25 protein-coding genes and 1 tRNA gene are annotated in these 23,027 nt (G+C 71.2%); 14 read left to right on the plus strand and 12 right to left on the minus strand.

Annotated elements, in window-relative coordinates:
* Nucleotides 1-3: 3 nt before the first annotated feature.
* From moaC to galU, 3 genes are read right to left on the minus strand one after another with little or no spacing between them, the layout of a single operon-like run.
* On the minus strand, nt 4-474 hold the full coding sequence (gene moaC / locus BJY14_RS14545; RefSeq protein WP_179849383.1) for a cyclic pyranopterin monophosphate synthase MoaC: 471 nt from the start codon (nt 472-474) through the stop codon (nt 4-6).
* Nucleotides 475-479: 5 nt separating this feature from the next.
* On the minus strand, nt 480-1,688 hold the full coding sequence (gene glp / locus BJY14_RS14550; protein ID WP_179849385.1) for a molybdotransferase-like divisome protein Glp: 1,209 nt from the start codon (nt 1,686-1,688) through the stop codon (nt 480-482).
* A 26-nt stretch (nt 1,689-1,714) separates the two neighbouring features.
* Nucleotides 1,715-2,641 carry a UTP--glucose-1-phosphate uridylyltransferase GalU gene (gene galU, locus BJY14_RS14555; RefSeq protein WP_179844103.1) on the minus strand — a complete coding sequence of 309 codons (927 nt, stop codon included), beginning with the start codon at nt 2,639-2,641 and terminating at the stop codon, nt 1,715-1,717.
* A 34-nt stretch (nt 2,642-2,675) separates the two neighbouring features.
* On the opposite strand from galU, the gene BJY14_RS14560 reads away from it, so the two are divergent.
* The 8 genes from BJY14_RS14560 to BJY14_RS14595 all read left to right on the plus strand — a co-directional run bounded on the left by BJY14_RS14560 (nt 2,676) and on the right by BJY14_RS14595 (nt 11,018).
* Nucleotides 2,676-3,257: a 5-formyltetrahydrofolate cyclo-ligase gene (locus BJY14_RS14560; protein WP_312879223.1), complete on the plus strand. Its 582-nt coding sequence runs from the start codon at nt 2,676-2,678 to the stop codon at nt 3,255-3,257.
* A 92-nt stretch (nt 3,258-3,349) separates the two neighbouring features.
* On the plus strand, nt 3,350-4,339 hold the full coding sequence (locus BJY14_RS14565; RefSeq protein ID WP_179844105.1) for an NAD(P)-dependent oxidoreductase: 990 nt from the start codon (nt 3,350-3,352) through the stop codon (nt 4,337-4,339).
* 103 nt (nt 4,340-4,442) lie between these two features.
* Nucleotides 4,443-5,927, plus strand: coding sequence for a potassium/proton antiporter (locus BJY14_RS14570; protein ID WP_179844106.1), 1,485 nt, complete (start codon nt 4,443-4,445; stop codon nt 5,925-5,927).
* Nucleotides 5,928-6,088: 161 nt separating this feature from the next.
* Entirely contained in the window at nt 6,089-6,454 is a 366-nt protein-coding gene (locus BJY14_RS14575) for an FmdB family zinc ribbon protein (protein ID WP_179844107.1), read from the plus strand.
* A gap of 347 nt (nt 6,455-6,801) precedes the next feature.
* Nucleotides 6,802-8,928, plus strand: coding sequence for an MMPL family transporter (locus BJY14_RS14580; RefSeq protein WP_179844108.1), 2,127 nt, complete (start codon nt 6,802-6,804; stop codon nt 8,926-8,928).
* A gap of 119 nt (nt 8,929-9,047) precedes the next feature.
* The gene (locus BJY14_RS14585) at nt 9,048-9,875 is read left to right on the plus strand and encodes an S-methyl-5'-thioadenosine phosphorylase (RefSeq protein WP_179844109.1); all 828 of its coding nucleotides are present in this window, start codon (nt 9,048-9,050) and stop codon (nt 9,873-9,875) included.
* Nucleotides 9,872-10,486, plus strand: coding sequence for an RcpC/CpaB family pilus assembly protein (locus BJY14_RS14590; RefSeq protein ID WP_179844110.1), 615 nt, complete (start codon nt 9,872-9,874; stop codon nt 10,484-10,486). The genes BJY14_RS14585 and BJY14_RS14590 overlap by 4 nt, the downstream gene beginning before the upstream one ends.
* Nucleotides 10,487-10,598: 112 nt before the next feature.
* Nucleotides 10,599-11,018, plus strand: coding sequence for an MscL family protein (locus BJY14_RS14595; RefSeq protein ID WP_179844111.1), 420 nt, complete (start codon nt 10,599-10,601; stop codon nt 11,016-11,018).
* Nucleotides 11,019-11,034: 16 nt separating this feature from the next.
* On the opposite strand, the gene BJY14_RS14600 is transcribed toward BJY14_RS14595, so the two are convergent.
* Both BJY14_RS14600 and BJY14_RS14605 read right to left on the minus strand, forming a co-directional pair.
* Complete coding sequence (locus BJY14_RS14600) at nt 11,035-12,072, minus strand: D-alanyl-D-alanine carboxypeptidase family protein (RefSeq protein ID WP_179844112.1); 1,038 nt, start codon at nt 12,070-12,072, stop codon at nt 11,035-11,037.
* An 82-nt stretch (nt 12,073-12,154) separates the two neighbouring features.
* Nucleotides 12,155-12,592: a hypothetical protein gene (locus tag BJY14_RS14605; RefSeq protein ID WP_179844113.1), complete on the minus strand. Its 438-nt coding sequence runs from the start codon at nt 12,590-12,592 to the stop codon at nt 12,155-12,157.
* A 130-nt stretch (nt 12,593-12,722) separates the two neighbouring features.
* Here BJY14_RS14605 and BJY14_RS14610 point away from each other — a divergent pair.
* A tRNA-Arg gene (locus tag BJY14_RS14610) sits at nt 12,723-12,795 on the plus strand.
* Nucleotides 12,796-13,179: 384 nt separating this feature from the next.
* Here the strand turns inward: BJY14_RS14610 and BJY14_RS14615 are convergent.
* The 3 genes from BJY14_RS14615 to BJY14_RS14625 all read right to left on the minus strand — a co-directional run bounded on the left by BJY14_RS14615 (nt 13,180) and on the right by BJY14_RS14625 (nt 16,181).
* Nucleotides 13,180-13,587: a hypothetical protein gene (locus tag BJY14_RS14615; protein ID WP_179844114.1), complete on the minus strand. Its 408-nt coding sequence runs from the start codon at nt 13,585-13,587 to the stop codon at nt 13,180-13,182.
* Between the two features lie 355 nt (nt 13,588-13,942).
* Nucleotides 13,943-15,130 carry a hypothetical protein gene (locus BJY14_RS14620; RefSeq protein WP_179844115.1) on the minus strand — a complete coding sequence of 396 codons (1,188 nt, stop codon included), beginning with the start codon at nt 15,128-15,130 and terminating at the stop codon, nt 13,943-13,945.
* A gap of 352 nt (nt 15,131-15,482) precedes the next feature.
* Complete coding sequence (locus tag BJY14_RS14625) at nt 15,483-16,181, minus strand: TetR/AcrR family transcriptional regulator (protein WP_312879224.1); 699 nt, start codon at nt 16,179-16,181, stop codon at nt 15,483-15,485.
* A gap of 164 nt (nt 16,182-16,345) precedes the next feature.
* Here BJY14_RS14625 and BJY14_RS14630 point away from each other — a divergent pair, with 164 nt between their 5' ends.
* On the plus strand, nt 16,346-17,587 hold the full coding sequence (locus tag BJY14_RS14630; RefSeq protein ID WP_179844116.1) for an oxygenase MpaB family protein: 1,242 nt from the start codon (nt 16,346-16,348) through the stop codon (nt 17,585-17,587).
* Nucleotides 17,588-17,840: 253 nt separating this feature from the next.
* Nucleotides 17,841-18,359: a GNAT family N-acetyltransferase gene (locus BJY14_RS14635; protein ID WP_179844117.1), complete on the plus strand. Its 519-nt coding sequence runs from the start codon at nt 17,841-17,843 to the stop codon at nt 18,357-18,359.
* Between the two features lie 37 nt (nt 18,360-18,396).
* Here BJY14_RS14635 and BJY14_RS14640 read toward each other — a convergent pair whose 3' ends face one another.
* The 4 genes from BJY14_RS14640 to BJY14_RS14655 are packed head-to-tail and all read right to left on the minus strand — an operon-like array spanning nt 18,397 to nt 20,953.
* A complete protein-coding gene (locus BJY14_RS14640) occupies nt 18,397-19,593 on the minus strand; it encodes an RNA polymerase sigma factor (protein WP_179844118.1) in 1,197 nt (398 codons plus the stop codon).
* Nucleotides 19,590-19,928 (minus strand): YciI family protein, encoded by a 339-nt coding sequence (locus tag BJY14_RS14645; RefSeq protein ID WP_179844119.1) that lies wholly within the window; start codon nt 19,926-19,928, stop codon nt 19,590-19,592. The genes BJY14_RS14640 and BJY14_RS14645 overlap by 4 nt, the downstream gene beginning before the upstream one ends.
* 32 nt (nt 19,929-19,960) lie before the next feature.
* On the minus strand, nt 19,961-20,107 hold the full coding sequence (locus tag BJY14_RS14650; RefSeq protein ID WP_179844120.1) for a hypothetical protein: 147 nt from the start codon (nt 20,105-20,107) through the stop codon (nt 19,961-19,963).
* Between the two features lie 45 nt (nt 20,108-20,152).
* Nucleotides 20,153-20,953 (minus strand): SAM-dependent methyltransferase, encoded by an 801-nt coding sequence (locus BJY14_RS14655; protein WP_246395912.1) that lies wholly within the window; start codon nt 20,951-20,953, stop codon nt 20,153-20,155.
* 107 nt (nt 20,954-21,060) lie between these two features.
* Here BJY14_RS14655 and BJY14_RS14660 point away from each other — a divergent pair, with 107 nt between their 5' ends.
* The 3 genes from BJY14_RS14660 to sigJ all read left to right on the plus strand — a co-directional run bounded on the left by BJY14_RS14660 (nt 21,061) and on the right by sigJ (nt 23,010).
* Complete coding sequence (locus tag BJY14_RS14660; protein ID WP_218905375.1) at nt 21,061-21,384, plus strand: YchJ family protein; 324 nt, start codon at nt 21,061-21,063, stop codon at nt 21,382-21,384.
* Between the two features lie 112 nt (nt 21,385-21,496).
* Nucleotides 21,497-22,150, plus strand: a complete 654-nt coding sequence (locus BJY14_RS14665) for a hypothetical protein (protein ID WP_179844121.1) — start codon at nt 21,497-21,499, stop codon at nt 22,148-22,150.
* 11 nt (nt 22,151-22,161) lie between these two features.
* Complete coding sequence (sigJ, locus tag BJY14_RS14670) at nt 22,162-23,010, plus strand: RNA polymerase sigma factor SigJ (protein ID WP_312879226.1); 849 nt, start codon at nt 22,162-22,164, stop codon at nt 23,008-23,010.
* Nucleotides 23,011-23,027 lie beyond the last annotated feature (17 nt).

Consider the following 23,027-nt stretch of genomic DNA (forward strand, 5'->3'; position numbering starts at 1 on the left):
TGATCAACGCCGCCACACCCCCGTCTTGCCGCCGGTCTTCTCCTCGACCCGGACGTCGGTGATCACGGCGGCGGGGTCGACGGCCTTGACCATGTCGACCAGCGCGAGCGCGGCGACGGTGACGGAGGTGAGGGCCTCCATCTCCACGCCGGTGCGGTCGGCGGTGCGGGTCACGGCCGTGATCGCGACGCCGTCGTCGGCGATGGCGAGGTCGACGGTGACCCCGTGCAGCGCGATCGGGTGGCACAGCGGGACGAGGTCGGGCACGCGCTTGGCCCCCATGATCCCGGCGATGCGGGCGACGGACAGGGCGTCGCCCTTGGGGATGTCGCCGGCACGCAGGAGGGCGACGCACTCGGGGGACAGGCGGACGAACCCCGTCGCCGTCGCCGTCCGGGTCGAGACGTCCTTCGACGACACGTCGACCATGCGGGCCGATCCCTTGTCGTCCAGGTGGGTGAACTCGGACCCCATGGCGCTCATGACGGCAACCTCATGACCTCGACGTGCGAACCGGCCGGCATGGCTTCGACGTCCTCCGGAATCTCGATGAGCGCGTTGGCCGACGACAGCGACCCGAGCTGGTGGGAGCCCTGCACGCCGGCCGCGGTGACGGTGTAGAAGCCCCTGGTGAACGAGAGTCTGCCTCGCAGGAAGTGGCGGAGCCCCGCAGGAGACTTGATGTCTTCGGCGACGACGGCGCTCACAGTGGGCAGCGGTTCGGGCGGCAGCCCCTGCATGACCCGTAGGGCGGGACGGACGAAAACCTGGAACGACACGTACGCGCTCACGGGGTTTCCCGGGAGCGTGAAGACGGGAGTGCCTTCCAGGAGGCCGAACCCTTGCGGCTTGCCAGGACGCATCCGCACCTTGTGGAATTCCACAGTTCCGGTGCCGGTGAGCACTTCCTTGACGACGTCCCTGGTGCCCATGGAGACGCCCCCGGTGGTGACGATGGCGTCGGCCCGGACGAGCTGGTCGTGAAGCATCTCCAAGACCTTGGCGGGCTCGTCCTGCACCGTGGCCTGCCGGAACCCCGTTCCTCCTGCCTCGACCACCGCGGCGGTGAGCATGAAGCTGTTGGACTCCCAGATCTGGCCGGGCGCCAGGGAGGTGCCCGGCTCGCGCAGCTCGTCGCCCGTGGAGACGACCACGATGCGCGGTTTCGGCCGGACGGTCACCCGGGACCGTCCGATCGCCGCGAGCATGCCGATCTGCGGGGCGGCGAGCCGGGTGCCGACCTCGGCGACGACCTGACCTGCGAGGACGTCCTCCCCCGCCCGGCGGATGTAGTTGCCCGGCGGGGCGGCGCGCGAGATCCGGACGGTGGCGTTGCCGCCGTCCGTCCACTCGACGGGGATCACGGCGTCGGCGCCGGCCGGCAGCGGCGCGCCCGTCATGATCCGGGCGGTCAGGCCCGGCCGGATCGCCGACACGCCGGAGTCGCCGGCGACGATGTCGCCGACCACGGGCAGCACGACGGGGTCGGCCTCGGTGGCCGGCGCGATGTCCGCCGCGACGACGGCGTAGCCGTCCATCGCGGAGTTGTCGAACGGCGGCAGCGGCACCGGCGCGGACACGGACTCGGCGAGCACCGTGCCCTGCGCCTCCAGCAGTGCCAGGTCAAGCGGCGGCAGCGGTGCCACGCTGCCGAGGATCTCCGTCAGATGCTCGTCGACCGTTCTCATAGCCACGGCCCCAGTCTGACGCGTCGTCACGAATCCGTTGTGTCGCCCACGCCGTCCTGCGTCCGGACGAATTCCCGCAGCCACGGCAGGAACTCCGGCGCCAGATCGGGCCGTTCCGCCGCGAACTGGACGACCGTCCGCAGGTACTCCAGCTTGTTGCCGGTGTCGTAGCGGCGGCCCCGGAACTTGACCCCGTAGACGCCGCCGCCCTGGTCGGCGGGCATGTCGGCGAGGGTGCGCAGCGCGTCGGTCAGCTGGATCTCGCCGCCGCGGCCGGGCGGGGTCTTCTCCAGGACGTCGAACACCGCGGGGTCGCAGACGTAGCGGCCGATGATGATCCAGTTGCTGGGGGCCTCCTCGGCGGCGGGCTTCTCGACGAGGTCGGAGATGCGGACGACGTCCTCCTCGCCGGTCGCCTCGATGGCCGCGCACCCGTACGCCGACACCTGGTCGGGCTCGACCTCCATCAGCGCGATGACGCTGCCGCCGTGCTGGCCGCGCACCTCGATCATGCGCTGCAGCAGCTTGTCGCGGGCGTCGATCATGTCGTCGCCGAGCAGCACCGCGAACGGCTCGCGGCCGACGTGCTGGCGGGCGCAGTGCACCGCGTGCCCGAGGCCGCGCGGCTCGCCCTGCCGGACGTAGTGCATGATCGCCAGATCGCTGGACTCGTGCACGGCCTCCAGGCGCTCGTCGTCGCCCTTGGCGCGCAGCGCCTCCTCCAGCTCGTACGCTCGGTCGAAGTGGTCCTCGATGGAGCGCTTGCTGCGTCCGGTGACCATCAGGACGTCGGACAGCCCGGCGTCGACCGCCTCTTCGACGACGTACTGGATCGCCGGTTTGTCGACGATGGGCAGCATTTCCTTGGGAGTCGCCTTGGTCGCGGGCAAGAATCGGGTACCGAGGCCGGCCGCCGGGACGACCGCTTTGAGCACTGGTGCAATGTCGGCCATATACACGACCCTAGCCATCCGCGAGGACCACAGCGTGCACCCCATCGCCACGAAGACCGGCCTCCGGGCCGAACTGCTAGCACGACGTGCGGCGATGCCGCCCGAGACGCGCTCCGGCGCGGCGCGCCCGATACGGGACGCGCTGCTGTCGGTCCCGGAGGTGGAGATGGCCGGGACCATCGCGGCGTACGTCTCCATAGGCGACGAGCCGGACACGCGAAGCCTGCTGTTCGCGCTGTGGAAGCGCGGCACGTACGTGCTGGTCCCCCGCCTGCTCCCGGACGGCGACCTCGACTGGGCTTCCTACGAGGGACCCGACTCGCTCGTCCCCGGGGCCCGCGGGTGCCTGGAGTCGTCCGAGCCTCCTCGCGGTCCCGGGGCCGTGGCCAGCGCGGACGTCGTGCTGGTGCCCGCGGTGGCGGTCGACCGGGCGGGCGTGCGCCTCGGCCGCGGCGGCGGCTCCTACGACCGGGCGCTCGCGCGGGTGGGCCCGGCGATCCTGACCGCGGCGCTGCTGTACGACGGGGAGCTGGTGGACGGCGTGCCCGCAGAGCCGCACGACCAGCGCGTCCGGGCGGTGGTGACGCCGTCGCGGGGGCTGGTCCGCCTGGGCTGACCTGCCCGCGGACGCCGCCCTGCTCGTAGAGTGAGAGGGCCAAGATCGCGGATGGGGGACGCGGTCGAGCAGGGCCCGACGGGAGGTACGAGATGACGGCGCCGTGGCGGATCCTTTCCCTGCCCCCGATCGCGGACGAGATCGTCCAGGGGTTGTTCGCGCCGCTGGGGGACGCGGCCGAGGTGACGTTCCCGCAGGCCAGGGATCGGGCGGGCCTGCTCGCCGCGCTCGCGGGGGCCGACCTGGTGATCGGCGACTTCACCGGCCGGCTGGCGCTGGACGCCGAGGCGGTGGCGGCGGCGCCGCGGGTGTCGTTCGTCCAGATGCCCGCGGTCGGGATCGACAGCATCGACGTCGCCGCGTGGGCGGCGGCGGGCGTGCCCGTGGCCAACGCGGCGGGCTTCAACGCGCGCGGGGTCGCGGAGTGGGCGGTCGGCGCGGCGTTCGCGCTGTGCCGCAGCCTCGCGCGGGGCGACCGGGCCGTCCGCGCGGGCGGATGGCCGCAGATGGAGATGGCGGCGCTCGGCCCGCGCGAGATCCACACGCAGCGGGTCGGCGTCGTCGGGTTCGGCGCGATCGGCGCGGAGGCCGCGCGGCTGTTCGCGGCCCTGGGCTGCGCGGTCTCGTACTGGACGAGGCGGCGGCGTCCAGAGGCGGCGGCGACGTACCGGGAACTGGACGACCTCATGGCGACGTCCGACATCCTCGTCCTCGCCTTGCCGCTGACCGAGGAGACAAGGGGGCTGATAGGTCCGGAGCGTCTCGCCCTGCTGCCGGACAGAGCGCTGCTGGTGAACGTGGCGCGCGGGGGCATCGCGCCTGACGGCGCCGTCCTCGCCGCGCTGGAGTCGGGACGCCTGGCCGGGGCGGCCCTGGACGTGTTCGAGCAGGAGCCCCTTCCGGAGGGGCATCCGCTGCGTTCCCGCGAGGACGTCCTGCTGTCGCCGCACACGGCGGGGGCGTCCGTCCAGTCGCAGCTGAACCTGCTCGGGACGGTGCGCGACAACGTCACCGCGGCCGTACAGGGACGAGACGTACAGAACGTAGTGAACGGGATCAATCCGCAGGTCATCCGCCGATAGCGGCCATCCCGGACACGCCATCCCTCAATCGTAAATATGCGATTCGCCCGTGAATCTGTAGGATTCCTAAACGATCAACTTTGACGACCCCGAAGGGTGGGATGTGCACCTCGACATCTGGCTACTCCTCGGGGCCACGCTCGTACTCAGCGCCATCGTCGCGGTCCGGCTGTCGCATCAGGCGGGCCTCCCCACGCTGCTGGCGTACATGGGTCTCGGCCTTCTCGTCGGCGAGTCCGGCCCCCTCCACATCCGTTTCGACAACGCGGAACTGGCCGAGACGCTCGGCCTCGCGGCCCTCGTGCTCATCCTCGCCGAGGGCGGCGTCACCACCAGCTGGCGGCGCGTGCGGCCCTCGGTGCCGGCCGCGCTCAGCGTCTCCACCCTCGGCACGCTGATCAGCATCCTCGTCGTGGCCCTGTCCGCCATGTGGCTCATCGGCATGGAGTGGCGCCCGGCGTTCCTGCTCGCCGCCGTGCTCGCCCCCACCGACGCGGCCGCGGTGTTCTCGGTGCTGCGCCGGCTGCCCCTGCCGTCCCGGCTGACGGGCCTGCTGGAGGCCGAGTCCGGCTTCAACGACGCCCCCGTCGTGATCATCGTGGTGACGCTCAGCGCCCACACCACCGCCCCCAACCTCGCCGAACTGCTCGGCGTCATGGTCTACGAGCTCGTCGCGGGCGGGATCGTCGGCGTCGCCATCGGCTGGCTCGGCGCGCAGGCGCTGCGCCGGGTCGCGCTCCCCGCGTCCGGCCTCTACCCGATCGCCGTCCTGTCGCTGTCCATCGGCTCCTACGGGGCCGCCTCCCTGATGCACGCCAGCGGGTTCCTCGCCGTCTACGTCAGCGCCCTCGTCCTCGGGAACGCGCGACTGCCGCACCGGCCCGCCACCCGGGGCTTCGCAGAGGGCGTCGGATGGCTCGCGCAGATCGGGCTGTTCGTGATGCTGGGCCTGCTGGCCGACCCCGGCGACCTCCCCGGCCAGATCCTGCCGGCGCTCATCGTCGGCTTCGTCCTGCTGCTGGTGGCCCGCCCCCTGTCGGTCGTGCTGTCCACGATCGGGTTCCGGCTGTCGTGGGGCGAGAAGCTCTTCGCGTCCTGGGCGGGCCTGCGGGGCGCCGTCCCGATCGTCCTGGCCACCATCCCGATGGTCGCGGAGGTGGAGCACGCCGACCGGCTCTTCGCGATCGTCTTCAACATCGTCGTCGTGTTCACCCTGCTCCAGGGGCCGACGCTGCCGCTGGCCTCGCGGCTGTTCGGGCTGAGGAGCGACGAGCAGACCCGCGAGCTGGACGTCGAGGCGGCGCCGCTGGAGGAGCTGCACGCCGACCTGCTGGAGGTGCGGATCCCCTCCGACTCGCTGATGAACGGCGTGGAGATCTTCGAGCTGCGGCTGCCGCCCGGCGCGTCGATCACCCTCGTCGTGCGGGACGGGGCGAGCTTCGTGCCCGAGCCCACCACGCCCCTGCAGGCGGGCGACACCCTGCTGGTCGTGACCACCGCCGAGGTGCGCGAGGCCACCGAGCGCAGGCTGCGCGCGGTCAGCCGCAAGGGCAGGCTGGCGGGCTGGTTCGGCGAGAAGGGCCAGTGACCCCTGCGGTGTGCCGGGGCCTTTGCCATGCCCTGGTCTCACGGCGCGCCGCCTGGGAACATCCCGGGGGCGAATCCTGTTCCACGCATGGGTACCATTAGCAGTCGTCTAGAGTGAGTGCCAGTCCGGCTCGCGCCGGGCTGAGTCAGCGAGGAGGAACCGTGCCGACGTATCAGTACGTTTGCACCGAGTGCGGCGAGCCTCTAGAGGTCGTGCAGAAGTTCAGCGACGACGCGCTGACCGAGTGCCCGGCGTGCACCGGCAGGCTCCGCAAGGTCTTCTCCGCCGCGGGGATCATCTTCAAGGGCTCGGGCTTCTACCGCACCGACAGCCGCGGCTCCGGCAAGTCGTCCACCACCGCGGGGGCGTCGTCGAACGGCTCCTCCAACGGGTCGTCCAGCGGCTCTTCCGGCGACTCGGGCGGCTCCTCGGGCGACTCCGCCAAGTCCGACTCGTCCTCGAAGTCCTCCGACTCGTCGTCGTCCTCTTCGACCGGCAAGTCGTCGTCCTCCGAAAAGGTCGCCTGACCTTCTAGGCATCTCCGCTCGCACCGGGGGATCCGCTCGGATCCCCCGGCTTTCGTCGTATCCGGAAGCCGTCGCCTACATCTCCAGGGGTAGGCGGCGGCTTTCGCTTGCCTCATGGGACGTAGCGCAGGTCCGTCCTGACGCCGGAGGCGCGGGGTAATGCGGTTCGCGACGATAGAGGAGACAGGGAGGAACCCCCTCATATCGGAAGGGCCCTCCCGTGAAGCCCGCCACCCGCGGCGCTTCCGTGATTCGCGATATTACTTGACATCTCTCGGACAACGAGAGACTCTTACGGCGAACACGACATATCTCAATATCGCCCGGTGCACACCAGGAGAGGAACCATGAGCGCACCTAGCCCGGCTCCCCCGAGGCCGCGGACACACCGCCTGGCCGGACTGATCGCCGGACGGCGCACGAAATGGGCCGTCCTGGCCCTGTGGGTCGTCCTGCTGGCCGCTCTCGGCCCCCTCGCCGGCAAGCTCGGCGACGTCGAGAAGAACGACGCCGCGTCCTGGCTGCCCGCCGGGGCCGAGTCCACCCGGGTCGTGGAGTTGCAGGAGCGGTTCCGCAAGGACGAGACGATGCTCGCCGTCATCGTCTACGAGCGGTCCGGCGGGATCACCGCGGCGGACAAGGCCAAGGCCGAGTCCGACGTGGCCGCCTTCCAGAAGCTGCCCGGAGCGCAGAAGGCCCAGGGGCCGTTCCCGTCCAAGGACGGCAAGGCTCTGCAGACCCTCGTGCCCCTGACGGACGAGGACCTCACGGCCGCCGTCGACCAGGCGCGCGACCTCGCCGAGCGCGGGCCCCCCGGACTGGCCTCGCACGTCACCGGCCCCGCAGGCGGCGGCGCCGACCAGTTCGAGGTCTTCCAGAGCCTGGACGGCTTCCTGCTCATGGCCGCCGGCCTCGTCGTCATCGTCCTGCTGCTGTTCATCTACCGCAGCCCCGTGCTGTGGTTCGTCCCCGTCCTGAGCGCCGTCTTCGCCCTGGGGCTCGCCCAGTCGACCGTGTACCTGCTCGCCAAGTACGCGGACCTCACCGTCAACGGCCAGAGCGCCGGCATCCTGACCGTCCTCGTCTTCGGTGTCGCCACCGACTACGCGCTGCTGCTCGTCGCCCGCTACAGGGAAGAACTGCACCGGCACGAGGACCGGCACGAAGCCATGGCCTACGCGCTGCACCGCGCCGCGCCCGCCGTCATCGCCTCCGCCGCCACCGTGGCCGTCGGCCTGCTGTGCCTGCTGCTCGCCGACATGAACTCCACCGCAGGGATGGGCCCCGTGGCCGCCGCAGGCGTCCTCACCGCGCTCGCCGCCATGACGACCCTCCTGCCCGCCCTCCTGGTCATCTGCGGCCGCTGGCTGTTCTGGCCGCTCATCCCCCGCTACGACGCCAAGTACCTGGAGCCCGAGGCCTACGAGGCCGAGCACGGCGTCTGGAGCCGTGTGGCGGGGATGGTGGGCAAGCGCCCGCGCGCGCTCTGGGCCGTGACCATGCTCGGCCTCATCGTCCTCACGCTCGGGCTGGGCTCGCTCAAGGCGGACGGCCTGTCGGACGCCGGCCAGTTCACCGGCAAGCCCGACTCGGTGAAGGGCTCGGAGGTCATCGCACGGCACTACGCCGCCGGTTCCGGCTCCCCGGCCCTCGTCATCGGCAAGGCCCCCGCGTCCGACCAGCTCGCCCGGGCCGTGCGGGGGACGCCGGGCGTCGCCGAAGTCAGCGACCCCGTCACCGCCGGCGGCCTGGTCAAGTACGAGGCGACGCTGAAGGACGCCGCCGACAGCCAGGCCGCGCGCGCGACCATCGACCGGCTGCGGGACGCGGTGCACGCCGTCCCGTCCGCGGACGCCAAGGTCGGCGGCACGACCGCGACATACCTGGACATCAAGCGCGCCTCCACCCGCGACAACAAGGTCATCATCCCGATCGTGCTGGCCGTGGTGCTGCTCATCCTCATCGCGCTGCTGCGCGCCGTCGTCGCGCCGCTGCTGATGATGGGCACCGTGGTGCTGTCGTTCCTCGCCTCGCTCGGCGCCTGCGCGGTCATCTTCGAGCACGTCTTCGGGTTCGAGGGCACCGACTCCGGATTCCCCCTGCTGGCCTTCATCTTCCTGGTCGCGCTGGGGGTCGACTACAACATCTTCCTGATGCACCGCGTCCGGGAGGAGTCGCAGACCCTCGGCACCCGGCGCGGCATCCAGCGGGGCCTCACCGTCACCGGCGGTGTGATCACCTCGGCCGGGCTCGTGCTCGCGGCCACCTTCGCGTCCATGGTCACGCTGCCGCTGGTGTTCATGGTCGAGATGGGCTTCGCGGTCGCGTTCGGCGTCCTGCTCGACACCCTCGTCGTCCGGTCGCTGCTGCTGCCCGCCCTGTCCTACGACATCGGGCGGCGGATCTGGACGCCGGGACGGCTCGCCAAGGAGGCGCCCGCCGCGCCGGCCAAGGTGCTGGACCCGGTCGGCTGACGCCCGAGAACGCGGAAGGGCCCGGCTCCCGCCGGGCCCTTCGTCATGCGGCGGCGGAGTTATCCACAATCGGTGGACGGTCTGCCGGGCACGGCGCCCGGGTGGCTAGGGTCGGCGGCATGTCCACTTCGGCTTCCCCGTCGCAACCCACCGCCGAGATCGGGGTCATCGGCGGCTCCGGGTTCTACTCGTTCCTCGACGACATCGAGGAGGTGCGGGTCGACACCCCCTACGGCCCGCCCAGCGACCCCATCGCGGTCGGCGAGCTCGCGGGCCGCCGCGTCGCCTTCGTCCCCCGGCACGGCCGCGACCACCGCTTCCCCCCGCACAAGATCCCCTACCGGGCCAACCTGTGGGCGCTGCGGTCCCTCGGCGTCCGCCAGGTGCTGGCGCCGTGCGCGGTCGGCTCCCTCACCCCCGACCTCGGGCCCGGCACGCTGGCCGTCCCCGACCAGCTCGCCGACCGGACGTCGGGGCGCGACCAGACCTACTACGACCAGGGCGCCGCCGTCCACGTCTCGTTCTCCGACCCGTACTGCCCGGCGGGCCGCCGCGCCGCCGTCGAGTCCGCGCAGGCCTCCGGGTGGGACCCGGTCGACCGCGGCACGCTCGTCGTCATCGAGGGCCCCCGCTTCTCGACCCGCGCCGAGTCCCGGTGGTTCGCCGCGCAGGGGTGGACGCTGATCGGGATGACCGGCCACCCGGAGGCCGTCCTCGCCCGCGAGCTGGCGCTCTGCTACACCTCGCTCTGCCTCGTCACCGACCTCGACGCGGGCATCGAGGAAGGCGAGGGCGTCACGATGGAGGAGGTCCTGCGCGTCTTCGGCGAGAACATCGACCGGCTCCGCGGCGTCGTCGGCGACGTCGTCAAGGCGCTGCCCGCCGAGCGCACCTGCGGCTGCGCCACCGTCCTTGACGGCATCGAACTCCCCCTGGAACTGCCGTGAGCGCCCGCTTATCCCGCCTGCGGCGGCCGCTGGCGGCGCTGTTCGCCGCGGCCGCCGCGGGCCTGGCGCTCCTGGCTCTGCGGCCCGGCCCGCCGCCGTCCGTCCGCGTCCTCGCCGCCGCCCGCGACCTGCCCGCCGGAACGCCCCTCGCCCCGTCCGACCTTCGCGGCCTCGACCTGCCGCCGTCCGCCGTCCCGTCGGGCGCGCTCCGCACGGGCGGCGCCGGCCGCGTCCTCGCCGGCCCCATGCGCCGCGGCGAACCCCTCACCGACGCCCGCGTCGTCGGCGCCGCGCTCCTTCGCGGCTACGGCCCCGGCACGGTCGCCACGCCGGTCCGTCTGGCCGACGCCGGCGCCGCCCGCCTCGTCCACCCCGGCGACCGTGTGGACGTCCTGACCGTCCCCGAGGCCGACCCCGCGAACGGCCCGCCCGGCGCCCGCCCCCGCTGGGACGCGGCCCGCGTGGTGGTCTCCGAAGTCCCGGTCATAGCGATCCCGGCCCCGGACGAGAACGACCCCCGCGACGGCGCCCTCGTCGTCCTGGCGACCGACCGTCCCCAGGCGATGGCCCTGGCCGGCGCCGCCGCGCCCCTGGCCCTGACCATCACCTGACCTCCGCGAGGTGCGCCGACTTGGCTAATCACGGATGACTTCATTACGATCCGTAGCCGTTTGATGCGCCCCACAGCCAGGGGCGCGACCCCCGACACTCCCTGGAGCCGGCATGAGCGGATTCAAGAAGTTCCTCCTCCGCGGGAACCTCGTCGAACTGGCGGTGGCGTTCGTCGTCGGAGCGGCGTTCGCCGGGCTCGTGAAGGACTTCGCGAACTCCTTCATCACCCCGTTGATCGCGCTTCTCGGCGGCAAGCCCGACTACACGCGCCTGGCCGTCGACATCAACGGCACCACGTTCCCGTACGGCGTCTTCGTGACCTCGGCGGTCGCATTCTTCATCACCGCCCTGATCGTCTACTTCCTGGTCGTGCTCCCGACGACCAAGCTGATCGAGCGGATGGACCGCGGCAAGGAGGCCACCGAGCGCGAGTGCCCGCAGTGCCTCAGCGACATCCCGGTGAAGGCCCGCCGCTGCCGCTACTGCACCGCGGAGGTCGTCCCCGCCCACGAGGTGCCGTCCGCCCGATGACGCCGAGCGGCCCGGCTCACCCGTTCTCCGTCCCGAACTCCCAGTGCCAGGGCTCGAAGGGGTTGCTGTAGGCCCAGGCCGGGTGGATCCATCCGTACTTCCCGGCGTGGGCCTCCATCCAGTTGAACTGGGCGGAACCCGAACTCTGCACACCACCGCACAGGTCGAGCGCCTGGCCCTTGCCGTGGTTGCTCGTCCCGGGGACGGCGGCGAAGCCGGGCCGCTGCGCGTAGACACGATGCTGGTCGGACAGGCTCCGATAGGCGTCCGTCACGCACATGTCGCGGCCGAAACTGCGCTTGTACGCCTCGTTCAGCTTGTAGAACGCGAGCGCCGCGTCCGCCCGCAGCCTGTGGCCGTTCTTCTGCGGCAGGGGGCACAGGTACTTCGACGGGATGAGCCCGTTGGGGAACTTCTTCGACTCCTTCGCCAGTGACTTGTCGCAGCCGAGTTCGAGCCGCTTCTGCCGCGTCACCGCCAGCTTGTCGAGCATCGCGTTGAGCTGCTTGGTCAGCTGCGCCGACCGGCTCTTCAACCCGTCCACCTCCTGCTGGAGGCGGGTCTGCTCGACCGCGTTGCGCGACTGCAGCTCCTGCGCCGTGGAGGCGAGCCGCTGCCGCCGGTCCTGGAGCTCGTCGGCACGCTCCACGAGCGCCTGCTGCGACCTCGCCATGAGCGTCACGTCCGCCGTCGACCGCAGCGCCGTGCTCGGATCCCCGCCCCCGAAGATCGCCATGGAGCCGGCCGCGCCGCTCTGCTGGTAGGAGGTGTTCGCGAGCCTGGCCAGCGGCTCGCGGATCCGGTTCAGCTCCGCCTCGGCCCCGGCGAGATCCTTCAGCGTGGCGCGCAGCTTCACCTGCGACCCGGCCAGGTCCTTCTTCCGGGTCTCCATCTTCTCGGTGGCCTTCTCGAGCTCGGTGCGCGCCTTCGTCGCCTCGCGGCGCAGCGACTCCAGCGGGTCGGCCCCCGCGGCCGCGTTCGCGGCGCCGTGCGGTGAGAGCGTCGTCATCACCAGGAAGACCGCGGTCAGCGCCGCCGACCGGGGGTTCGGCACGGTGGTTTTCCTCCAGATGCCCAAAAGCGGAACAGCGGCAGAACGCTACTACAGGTTCTACGATGACCTGTCCGTAACCGGTTCAGCGACTTCGGTGATGTTCGCACCACCGGCGCATCCACCAGACGTCCTCCCAGCCCGCGGGGCACGGCCGCCGTCCGCGCACGGACGGCGAAGGCGCCGGAGTGGGCGTCCCCCTCCGTGGCGTCACCACCGGCCTGGGCGCCCGCTTCGGCGGCCTGGTCACCACCTGCGGCTCCGCCGCCGGCGGCACGTACGTCCCGATCGTCGGCTCACCCTCCGGCTCCGCCGGCGCCTCGCTCCGCGCGGGCGGTCCCGCCGACTCCGGCCGCTCCCGGACGGGCTCCTCCCGCAGCCCGAACGCGAGCACCGAAGCCACCAGCACGGGCACCGCGAACGCCGCCGCGACGACCGCGATCCGCCTGCCGCGCGGCGATTCCTCGACCACCGCGTCCCCGGCGTCCCCGTCCTTAGGCTGCCCACGATGCCGTCCCGTCACGGAACGGAAGCGTACCCACACCGCCCCTTCCCGGCCTAGGGCCCGGCGCACATAACAGGGAGCGTTCACGGCTCCCCTTCCCCTACCCTGTAGGTGCCGTCCGCTACGCTCTACCCGCGAGCGACGACACGCCTCCGTAGCTCAGGGGATAGAGCACCGCTCTCCTAAAGCGGGTGCCGCAGGTTCGAATCCTGCCGGAGGCGCTTTTCCGACCACCGCGAGTGGCCTGCGGCCAGCGCGTGGACGCCTGGCGGGTTACCGCGGTCTGAGGTGGGCGCGGCTCCGTGTCGGTCTCCGCCTCCGCGCCGGTGCTGCTCCTGTGTCCTCCCGAAATCTGCGATCGAACGTCGCGCACTCGTACCGCAACGAAAGCGGCCCTTCTCCCGGAGGAGAAGGGCCGCTTTGTTGAAAGCGCACAATGCAGGACGGCGCGCTTCGGGTGAGAGTTCGGCCCCTTCGACGGAGCCGAGGTTCACGGTCGACCGCCGGCTTCACGCCGGGGCCGTGAAAGGGTCGCCGTGTCGGCGTCCCCTCCTTCTTGGTGCTCCTGGCGACGGAGTCGCGCAGGCCAGGGGCCTACGGCTCTGTCACCACGCTCGCCAGGTCATCGCGGAGAGCCGCGCGGTGTACTCCACCCAGTCGTACCCGGCCCGGGTGTACTCCTCCCGGAGGTACTTCAGCGTGACGCACTCCCGCACGTAGCAGCCCACCGGCGTGTACTCCACGACGGTGGTCCGCAGGATGGCGATCCGCCGCACGGTGACCCTCGCCACCAGGTACTTCACCACGGTGACGCGCATCGTGGTGAGGTCCAGCACGGGGATCCACACCGCGTCGTACTCCACCACGATCAGCTTCACCAGGGTGAGGTCGATCTCGGTGAAGCCGCTCCCGGCGAAGCCGACCCCGGTGAAGGCGGGCCCGGTGTAGCGGATGGGGGGGAAACCGGCCCCGGGACGGGAGAGCTCGAGGGGGCGGTCGTTGGTCGGGATCATGATGATCACCAGCCCTTTCGGGATTTGGTCACGAACTGCACGAGGCAGGGGCCCTGCTGAGCAGGACTTGATCAAGACCGTACGGTGCCGGGGCCGTAAGGCAACCTGAGCGGCCCGTCGGACTCACCGGCATCACGCCCATCGAGTGGTGGCTCCGTATCCGGGGGTGCCGCCGAGTCGAGGCAAGGCGCATAGCCGGTCCAGCCTCGGTCACCGAATTGCCGGCCTCGGACCACAAGAAAAGGCCGGTCGGCGTACGAGCACGCCGACCGGCCTTCCGATGGATGGGTCGAGTGCCCGGCAGGCCTAAGCCTGGCCGGGCCGGGTCAGTCCTGGCCGTGAGACTGCCGCACGATCAGCTTTCTCGCGGCGATTCGGCGAGCCTTTCGACGAACGCCTTCCTGGCCGCGTCATCTCGCAGCGCGTCGAACTCCGTCCAGACGGTCAGCGCGCTTTCGGCCGGAAGGCCGGCGGCGTCGATGGCGTCGGCGAGCTTGACGCTCACGTCCCACAGAGCGGTCCGCCAGCAGTACGTGACGGCGAGTTCACGGAGCCCCGGATGCATGGCGTCCAGGTCTCCGACGATCCAGTCACGAGTGTTCCGCACCATTCGCTCGTGGCCGGGGCGCAGCAGTTCCTGGACGTCTGCGCCCCGCCGTTCGCAAAGGGCCGCGAACCGCGCGTGATTCCCGATGGCCTCGCGGACGACGCGCAGCACGCCTTCGCGGACCCGAGGATCCGTGTAGCGGGCGGACCGGTGCACCGGGTTGATCCCCCTGGCCGGTGGACGATCACGCATCAGCCCCTGCACGGGGTGACCGTGGGCGTCGATCCGGTCCGGGGTCTGCTTCGGCCCGCCCGTCAGGACCTCGATCAGCACGAGCGCGTCGTTCGCCCGGAAGGTCAGGCCTTCCAGACACGGGTCGTCCGGCAGCACGAGCATGTTCTTGCCGCCGTCGGTGCCGGCCGCGTCGAGGTCGAACACGTACCCCCGGTCGGCGTCCGGGTGCGGGTCGAAGTACGCCGCCGCCCGGAACACGTACAGCCCGCGCACCAAGGTCCCGCTGGCGCGCGCCCAGTAGATCTGTTTCAGGGCCGCACGGGTCGTACCGCGCATTCCGTTGTCGAGCAGGATGATGTCCCGCGGGGGGTCGGGCTCGTCCACGGGCAGGCCGAGCCGTCGCAGGAGGGCCGTCAGGTTCCCGGCCGCGTCGGCGATCTCTTCGGGGGACAGGGCCTTCCACTTGATCCCTCCGAGCATGGCGTCCAGCTCGGGGAAGGTCCTGCCGTGGTTCTGCTTCAGATCCGCCAGCGCGCTCCTGACGATGCCGCGGTTGACGGGGATCTCGATGACGTCCAGGCCCGGTTCGAAGGCGAGGACGATCATGCGGCAGTTCTCGCCGTCGCGGCCGACCGAGGCGATCATCGCTCCGGCCGCGGCCGCTGCCCGAATGTCTTCGAGCATGCGGTGCACGGCCCTCACGTAGAACGGCGCGATCGTCTCCCACGCGGCGTCGTACGCGTCGCGGAGGGCGGACGCCACGGCGTCCCGTTCGGCCCGGGATGCGAACTGGAAAAGCCCCTTGGTGTTCAGGACCGATTCCAGAGAGGCTTCCCGCTCCCTTATGCCTTGTTTGCTCAAGTTAGTCGCCATAGCGACTCACTTCCATTCATGGTTTGATTTCCTTCACGGCCTTTTGCCGCAAGGATCATGCTAGCGCATGCATGTTAGACGTCAAGGAGACGTCACAAATTCGCCCTCAGAATTCAAATCAGTGGATTGGCGTTCGCTCCACACTTCGTCGCCCGTAATCGGACCACTGCGGCCGCGGCGCGTCCGCTCTGACGCCCCATCCGCTGGCCGCGACCGGACCCCGAGGGCCGGATCTGACGGGTCAGGGGCGGTCGAGACGGGGCTCTCTCGGCTCCAGCATGGGGACGAGGAAGCGGTTCGCCAGGGCGGCCAGCTGGGTTTCGTCGTCCAGGTCGATGATTTGGCTGGGGACCGCTAGGAGGGAGCCGGAGATGCGGACCATCATCTCGGCGACGAAGTCGGTGTCCAGGTCGCTCGACACGTTGCCGGCGCGCTGCTCGCGGCGGAGCTGGTCGGCGACGAAGCGGCGGACGGTGGCGAGGGTCCGGCCCCCGTCGCCGGTCAGGGACGGCAGGAGGAGGTCCGGTTCCGTGGCGATCAGGCCGCCGATCAGCGGGTTGCCCCGGATGGCGCGCAGCGAGCTCACGAAGCCGAGGACCACCCGGTCGGCGGCCGTCTCGGCCTGCTGGATGTCGACGAGGAACCGGTCGAAGTAGCGGCGGAACTCGCGCCGCACCACCTGCTCCACCAGGGCGTCCTTCGTGGCGAAGCGCCGGTAGACGGTGATCCGCGAGACGCCGGCCCGGCGGGCCACGTCGTCCATCGTGGAGCGCTGGATGCCCATCCGGCAGAACTGCGCGTAGGCGGCGTCGAGGACGCGCGAACGGGTCTCGTCGGCCTCGTCCACCTCGTCGGCCTGTTCGACGGCCTCGACGTACACGCTCTCCAGCAACGATCCCGAGTCCGACGACGCCATGAGGAACGACAGCACAGGTTCCACGATGCCCTCCCGAGACACAGATTCTGCCCGAATCGTCCATGTACGTCACGAAGGGTCTTGTGACGGACGCCACGGTGTGCTCTCATGATGCCAGATCCTGATACGCAGAAGCACGATGCGTTTCATCGTACCAGGAGTCGCCGTCGGCCCGAGGAGGGAAAGGCATGGAACAACCCAGCAGGCGCAACGTGCTGATGACGGGCGGGGTGCTCGGGGCGCTCGGGGCGCTGAGCGTCGCGACGCCCGCGCAGGCCCGGCCGCTGTGGACGTGGTCGCCCAAGGGATCGGTCGTGGGCGCGGGCAAGGGCGTCGACCCGCGGTGGGTCTGGGACGAGGAGGCCGACCCGCTGGTCGCCTCGCTGATCGACCGGGGCGACGTCCCCAAGGTCAACATGCTGCTGAAGACCTGGACCAAGAACGGCCAGGCGCTGCCGGCGGGGCTGCCGGCGGATCTGAAGGCGTTCATCGAGAAGGCCCGGCAACTCCCGTCGTGGGCCGACCAGACGAAGCTCGCCACCGCGTACAAGTTCAACCAGAAGCGGGGCACCTACCTCGGCGTCAGCTACGGCTTCGCCAGCGGGATGATGAGCACGGTCATCCCCCACGAGGCGCGCGCGGTCTACTACTCCAAGGGCGGCGCGGACATGAGGGACCGCATCACCAAGACCGCCAAGCTCGGCTACGACATCGGCACCCGCAACGCCTTCCTTCCCGACGGCGAGATGATCGTCACCTGCGTCAAGACGCGGCTGGCGCACGCGGGCGTGCGCCACCTGCTGCCCCAGTCCCCGTACTGGACCAAGGTCGCCGACGAGCAGATCCCGATCAGCCAGGCGGACATGATGGTCACCTGGCACAGCCTGCCCACCACGGTCATGAAGCAGCTCACCAGGTGGAAGGTCCCGATCCCCGCCGACGAGTCCGCCGCGTTCCTGCACTCCTGGCAGTTGACCGCGCACATGCTGGGCATCCTGGACGAGTACATCCCGGGCTCGTGGGACGAGGCGAACTCCCAGGCCGCGCAGGTCCTCGACCCGGTCCTCGCCCCCACCACCGAGGGCGTCAAGCTGGCCGACATCCTGCTCCACCTCGGCGTCACCATCGACGGCGGCATCCTCACCACGCACATCCTCGGCGCGCTCACCCGCTACATGCTGGGCGACGAGATCTGCGGCTGGCTGCAGATCCCGCGCGAGCCGGTGTGGGACCCGGTCTTCGAGGCCTTCTGGCCGACGTTCGTCGCCATCAAGGAGGGCCTGCTCAAGATCACGGACGCTCCCCCCGGCCTGCTGCAGGTCTACTGGGCCTTCGACGAGATCATCCGCCTGGGGACGCTGCTCTTCCTGTCGGGGGGCAACCTCCCGATCAGCATCCAGATCCCCACGGCCAACAACCCGAACTACTGATCGCGTCGGTCCCACCCCACGGACTCCCGAAAGGACGCGCGCGCTCCCGCGCCGGAGGCCGGAACCGGGCCCGGAATCCACCGGATTCCGGGCCCGCGGCGTTGGACGAGCCCCCGTCCGCGGACGGTCCGCGAAAGGTAATGGCCGGGAGGTGATGTCGTTACCGGTCCAGGGCTCGTTTCTTGCCGATCTGGGGAGTGGTTGTGGTGTTTAGTTGGAAATGGCAGGCATTTACATCTGACACACTGGGGGTGTGACGGATACCGATCCGCTGATCCGGCTCGCGCGTCCAGGCGATGCGTCCACTCTGGTGGAATTGCAGCACATACTGGACAGCGAGACGGAGTTCATGCTCCTGGAGCCCGGCGAGCGGGAACCGGACCTCGAACCGCTGAAGCTGCGGCTGGCCGCCCGCGCCGAGGGCCGCGACCTGTCGTACCTGGTCGTGGCGCTGGAGGGACCCGCGGCGGTGGGGTACGTCGACGTGTCGGTGCTCCCCTTCGCCAGGGCCCGCCGCACCGGCTACGTGGTGGCCGGGGTGCGTTCTGGCCACGGCGGACGGGGGCTGGGCGGGGCCCTGATGCGGGAGGCGCTGCGGGAGGCGCAGACGCGCGGGATGCGCCGTCTGGAACTCACCGTCATGGAGCACAATCGCCGCGCCCTGGCGCTCTACCTGAACTGCGGTTTCCAGGTGGAGGGGCTCCGGCGGGCCGCGCTGGACGTCCAGGGGCATCGGATCAACGAGTACTACATGGGCCTGCTGCTGGACTGAGGCCCGGGGTGGCGAGCGCATCGCGGACCCGCGGGCCTCACGTCCAGGCGAGGCGCTCGGCCAGGAGGGCCCGCTGGGCCGGGTTGCCGGCCAGGGCGAGGGCGCGGCGGTCGGCGGTGCGGGCCTCGACGCGGCGGCCGAGGTCGCGCAGCAGTTCGGCGCGGGCGGCGTGAAACAGGTGGTGGCCGTCGAGGGGTTCGGCGAGCGGCGCGAGGGCGTCCAGCGCGGCGGCCGGGCCCAGGACATAGCGGACGGCGACGGCGCGGTGCAGCCGGACGATCGGCGTGTCCGCCATGCGCAACAGCATGTCGTACAGGACGAGGATCTGCGTCCAGTCGGTGTCGTCCCAGGTGGGGGCCTCGGCATGGCACGCGACGATGGCGGCCTGGAGCTGGTACGGGCCGGGCCGTCCCATCGCGGCGGCGCGGGCGATCAGGGCGGCGGCCTCCGCGACGGACTCGCGGTCCCAGGCGCCGCGGTCCTGGTCGCGCAGCGGGACGAGGTGGCCGCCGCCGTCGAAGCGGGCGCCGGCGCGGGCCTGGTGGAGGCGGATGAGGGCGAGCAGGCCGAGCGCCTCGGGCTCGCGCGGCATCAGCCAGGCGAGGCTCGCGGCCAGCCATTCGGCGTCGCCGGCGAGGTCGCGGGCGTGCGGACGGTCGCCGCCGCTGGTCAGGTACCCCTCGTTGAACAGCAGGTACACGACGGCGAGGACCTGCCTCATCCGCGCGTCGAGTTCGGCGTCCGCCGGGATCCGGTACGGGATCCGCGCGTCGGTGATCTTGCGCTTGGCGCGGGTGACGCGCCGCGTGACCGTCGCCTCGGGGACGAGGAAGGCGGCGGCGATCTGTGCCGTGGTCAGCCCGCACACGGTGCGCAGGGTGAGCGCGACCTGCGCCGGCACGGGCAGCGCGGGATGGCAGCAGGTGAAGATCAGTCTGAGCCGGTCGCCCGGGTCGGCGGGCACCGGCCACTGGAGCAGGGCGAGCTTGTCGCGGTAGTTGGCCTGCCTGCGCAGCAGATCGATGCCCCGGCGCCGTGCGGTGGTGAGGAGCCAGGCGTCCGGATGATCGGGAACGCCCTCTTCGGGCCAGCGTCTCAGCGCCGTCTCGACGGCGTCCTGCATGACGTCCTCGGCGGCGGCGAAGTCGCCGAGCGTCCGGACGAGGGACGCCGTGAGCCGGCCCGCGTGCTCCCTCACCACGCGGGCCAGCTCGGCGTGGGCCTCCTCCGTCACGTGAGCGGGCGGATCTCGACGACCGGGCAGGCGGGCCAGGCGCGGGCGAGGGCGAGGGCCTCGTCGAGGTCGGCGACCTCGACCTCGGCGTAGCCGCTCACGACCTCCTTGCCCTCGACGAACGGGCCGTCGGTGATCAGCGGGTCCGGGGCGTCCAGGCGCAGGGTGGTCGCCGTGTGCGCGGGCTTCAGATGCGCGTGGTGGCTGATCTGAGCGGAATACCGGGCGAACCACTCGGAAACCCGCTCGTACGCCGCCTGCCGCTCACCGTCGGCCATGGCGGCCAGTTCCCTGGCGTACTCCTCGGTCTCGACGAACATGAGAACGTATTTCACGTGCGCCACCTCCTCGGTTTCCGGCCGGCCGCTCAGTTCGCGGGCAGGGTCGCGTACAGGTCGGGCATCAGGTGCGGCCCGCCGGGCAGGTCGCAGCTCGCGTGGCCGGGGTGGGCGGCCTCGATGCCGGGCACCACGATGTCCATGGCGTACTCCTCCGTGATCGCTGGGGGCTTCACCTCCTAGACGATCGGCGGGCCGCCGGATGCGACACGTCCGCCGGGTCAGGGTTTGCGGGCCAGACCGCAGGCGGCGTCAACCGTGTCCGGCATGCCGAACGGCACGGCCTCGGGGCGCCAGCGGGACGTGGAGACGACTCCCGGCTCCAGCAGTTCGAGGCCGGCGAAGAATTCGGCGATCTGTTCGGGAGTACGGACGACGTAGGGCGTCGAGCCCTGCTCGACGGCGATCCGGATGGCCTCTTCGCGGCCCTTCTGGTCGACGACCCCCGTGCCGTCGTTGAACGCCATGAAGCTCCCCGGGACGAGGGCGTCCAGGAGCCGCCGGACGATGGCATGCGCCTCGCCGTCGTCGACGACGTTGCCCATGATGCCGAACAGGATGAGGCCGATCGGCCGGTCGAAGTCGAGGGTGCGGGCGGCCTCGGCCAGGATCCGGCCGGGGTCGCGGACGTCGCACTCGATGTAGTCCGTCCTGCCTTCGGGGCGCCCGGTCAGCAGCGCCCGCGCGTGGACGAGGACCAGCGGATCATTGTCCACGTAGACGACGCGCGACTCGGGGGCGGCGCGCTGGGCGACCTCATGGGTGTTGTCGTGCGTGGGCAGCCCCGTCCCGATGTCGAGGAACTGCCGGACGCCCTCCCGCTCGGCGAGGTGGCGGACCATGCGGCCCAGCGTCACGCGGGAGTGGCGGGCGACGTCGCCGACGCTGGGGAACGCCGCGGCGACCTGCTCGCCGACCTGCCGGTCGATCTCGTAGTAGTCCTTGCCGCCGATCCAGTAGTTCCACATGCGGGCCGGATGCGGGCGGGAGGTGTCGATCTCGGGGGGTCGCTGTGCGGACATGGCGCTCATCGTCGCCGCGCGGATGCCGCCCCGCAAGGCAGAATCGGAGGGTGGCGAAACGATGTCCCTGCGGGGTCGGCTCCCGGTACCGGGACTGTTGCGGGCCGTTGCACCGGGGTGAGGAGGCGGCCGGGACGGCCGTCCGGCTGATGCGGTCGAGGTTCAGCGCGTTCGCGGTGGAGGACGAGGCGTACCTGCTCGCGACCTGGCATCCGGCGACCCGGCCGGAGCGGATCGGGTTCGGGGACGGGACGCGCTGGACGCGGCTGGAGATCGTCCGCACCGAGGGCGGCGGGCCGGACGACGACCGGGGCCTCGTGGAGTTCCGCGCCCATTACCTGACGGGGACGGAGCCCGGGGAAATGCACGAGGTCAGCCGGTTCGTGCGGCATGACGGTGCCTGGGTCTACGTCCGCGGCAAAGTGAGCTGACTCTCCGCCGTACGGGCGAGCGGCATCGCCCGTACGGGGGAAGAACGGCCGGGCGGGCGCTGAGAACGTGTGGAGAGCGGGCAAGGGATACCCGCGGAAAAGAGGAATCCACATGTCACGGAAAAGGCGTTCCGCGGTCGCCGGAATGGCCGTTCTCTGCGCGGCCGGAGCGGTCGGCACCGGCAGCGCGATGGCGCAGGACAAGGCGCCGCTCCCGAAGGAGTCCCACGTCACCGGGGACGCATGGGTGAAGTACCCGGGCGACCCCGAGTACCCGTACCGGCGGTTCATCGTGGACGCCCACGGGGGCCCGTGGAAGTTCGTCGACGGCAAGATGGTCATGGGCGCCGCGCGCGGAACGGTGAAGTTCGACCACTACTCGCCGGACGAGCCCGGCGGGCCGTCCAGGCACCACTGGGGCTCGATCAAGGTCGACTACGTGATGGCGTCCGGGCCGGTCGCCGTCGTGTCGGGAATCCGGCAGGACGACGAGCACGGGATCCCGGCGAACCAGAAGCGCGCGAACCTGACGTTCTACCAGTCGCCGCGCGGCCACAAGTTCGACCGGATGGGCTTCTCCTGGGGCGTCGTCTTCTCGCAGTGCCAGCAGATGGGTTCAGGGCCCGCGCCGTTCAGCACCAACAGTTCCGGTCCTTTCGGGAAATGGCTCAAGGGGTACACGGTGAAGGACGCGCCTCTGCAGATTCCGACCGGTGACTTCCAGCCGCCGGACAACCCCGCCGACTGCTCGTTCGCCGACGAGTAGGCTCCCCGTACGTGGACGACCTGGACTGGGAGACCAACCGCCCGGCGGTGTTCGGCGCCGCGTACCGGCTGCTCGGCAGCGTGGCCGAGGCGGAGGACGTCGTCCAGGACGTCTGGCTCCGCGCCTGCGGCGCCGACCGGTCGGGCGTCCGCGACCCGCGCGCGTGGCTCGTGACGATCGCGGCCCGGCTCGCCTACAACGTGCTGAAGTCGGCGCGGGTGCGCCGCGAGGAGTACCCCGGGCCGTGGCTGCCCGAACCCCTTCTGACCGGCCCGGACGTCGCCGACCGGGTGATCGTGGACGACTCGGTCAGCACCGCGATGCTGCTGGTGATGGAGGAGCTGACGCCGGCAGAGCGGGTGGCGTTCGTCCTGCACGACGTGTTCGACGTCCCGTTCGCCCAGGTCGCGGGGGTGCTCGGGGGTTCGGCGGCGGCGGCGCGCAAGCTCGCGTCCCGGGCCCGCGGGCGGGTGGCGGACGCACGCGAGGCCCGGCCGAAGGCGAGCCGCGCGGAACGGGAGCGGGTCCTCACCGCGTTCCGCGCGGCCGCCGAGGGCGGCGACATCGACCGCCTCGTCCGGCTCCTCCACCCCGACGCCGTCTACGTCGCCGACGGCGGAGGCAGGGCCGTCGCGTCCCGCCGTCCGATCACCGGCGCGGACCGGATCGCCCGCCTGCTGGTGGGCGTCGCCGCCCGGTCCCGGACCGACCGCGTCGCCCTCGTCGAGGTGGGCGGCGAACTCGCCCTGGAGACCCGCCGGGACGGCCGCGTCGTCCGGGTCGACACGCTGGAGATCGCCGACGGTCGCGTGACGGCCTTCCACCGGATCGCGAACCCGGACAAGCTGCGCCATCTGTAGCCCGCGCGGTCACATGT

Origin of the sequence: Actinomadura luteofluorescens, from assembly GCF_013409365.1 — a bacterium.
Lineage (GTDB): Bacteria > Actinomycetota > Actinomycetes > Streptosporangiales > Streptosporangiaceae > Spirillospora > Spirillospora luteofluorescens.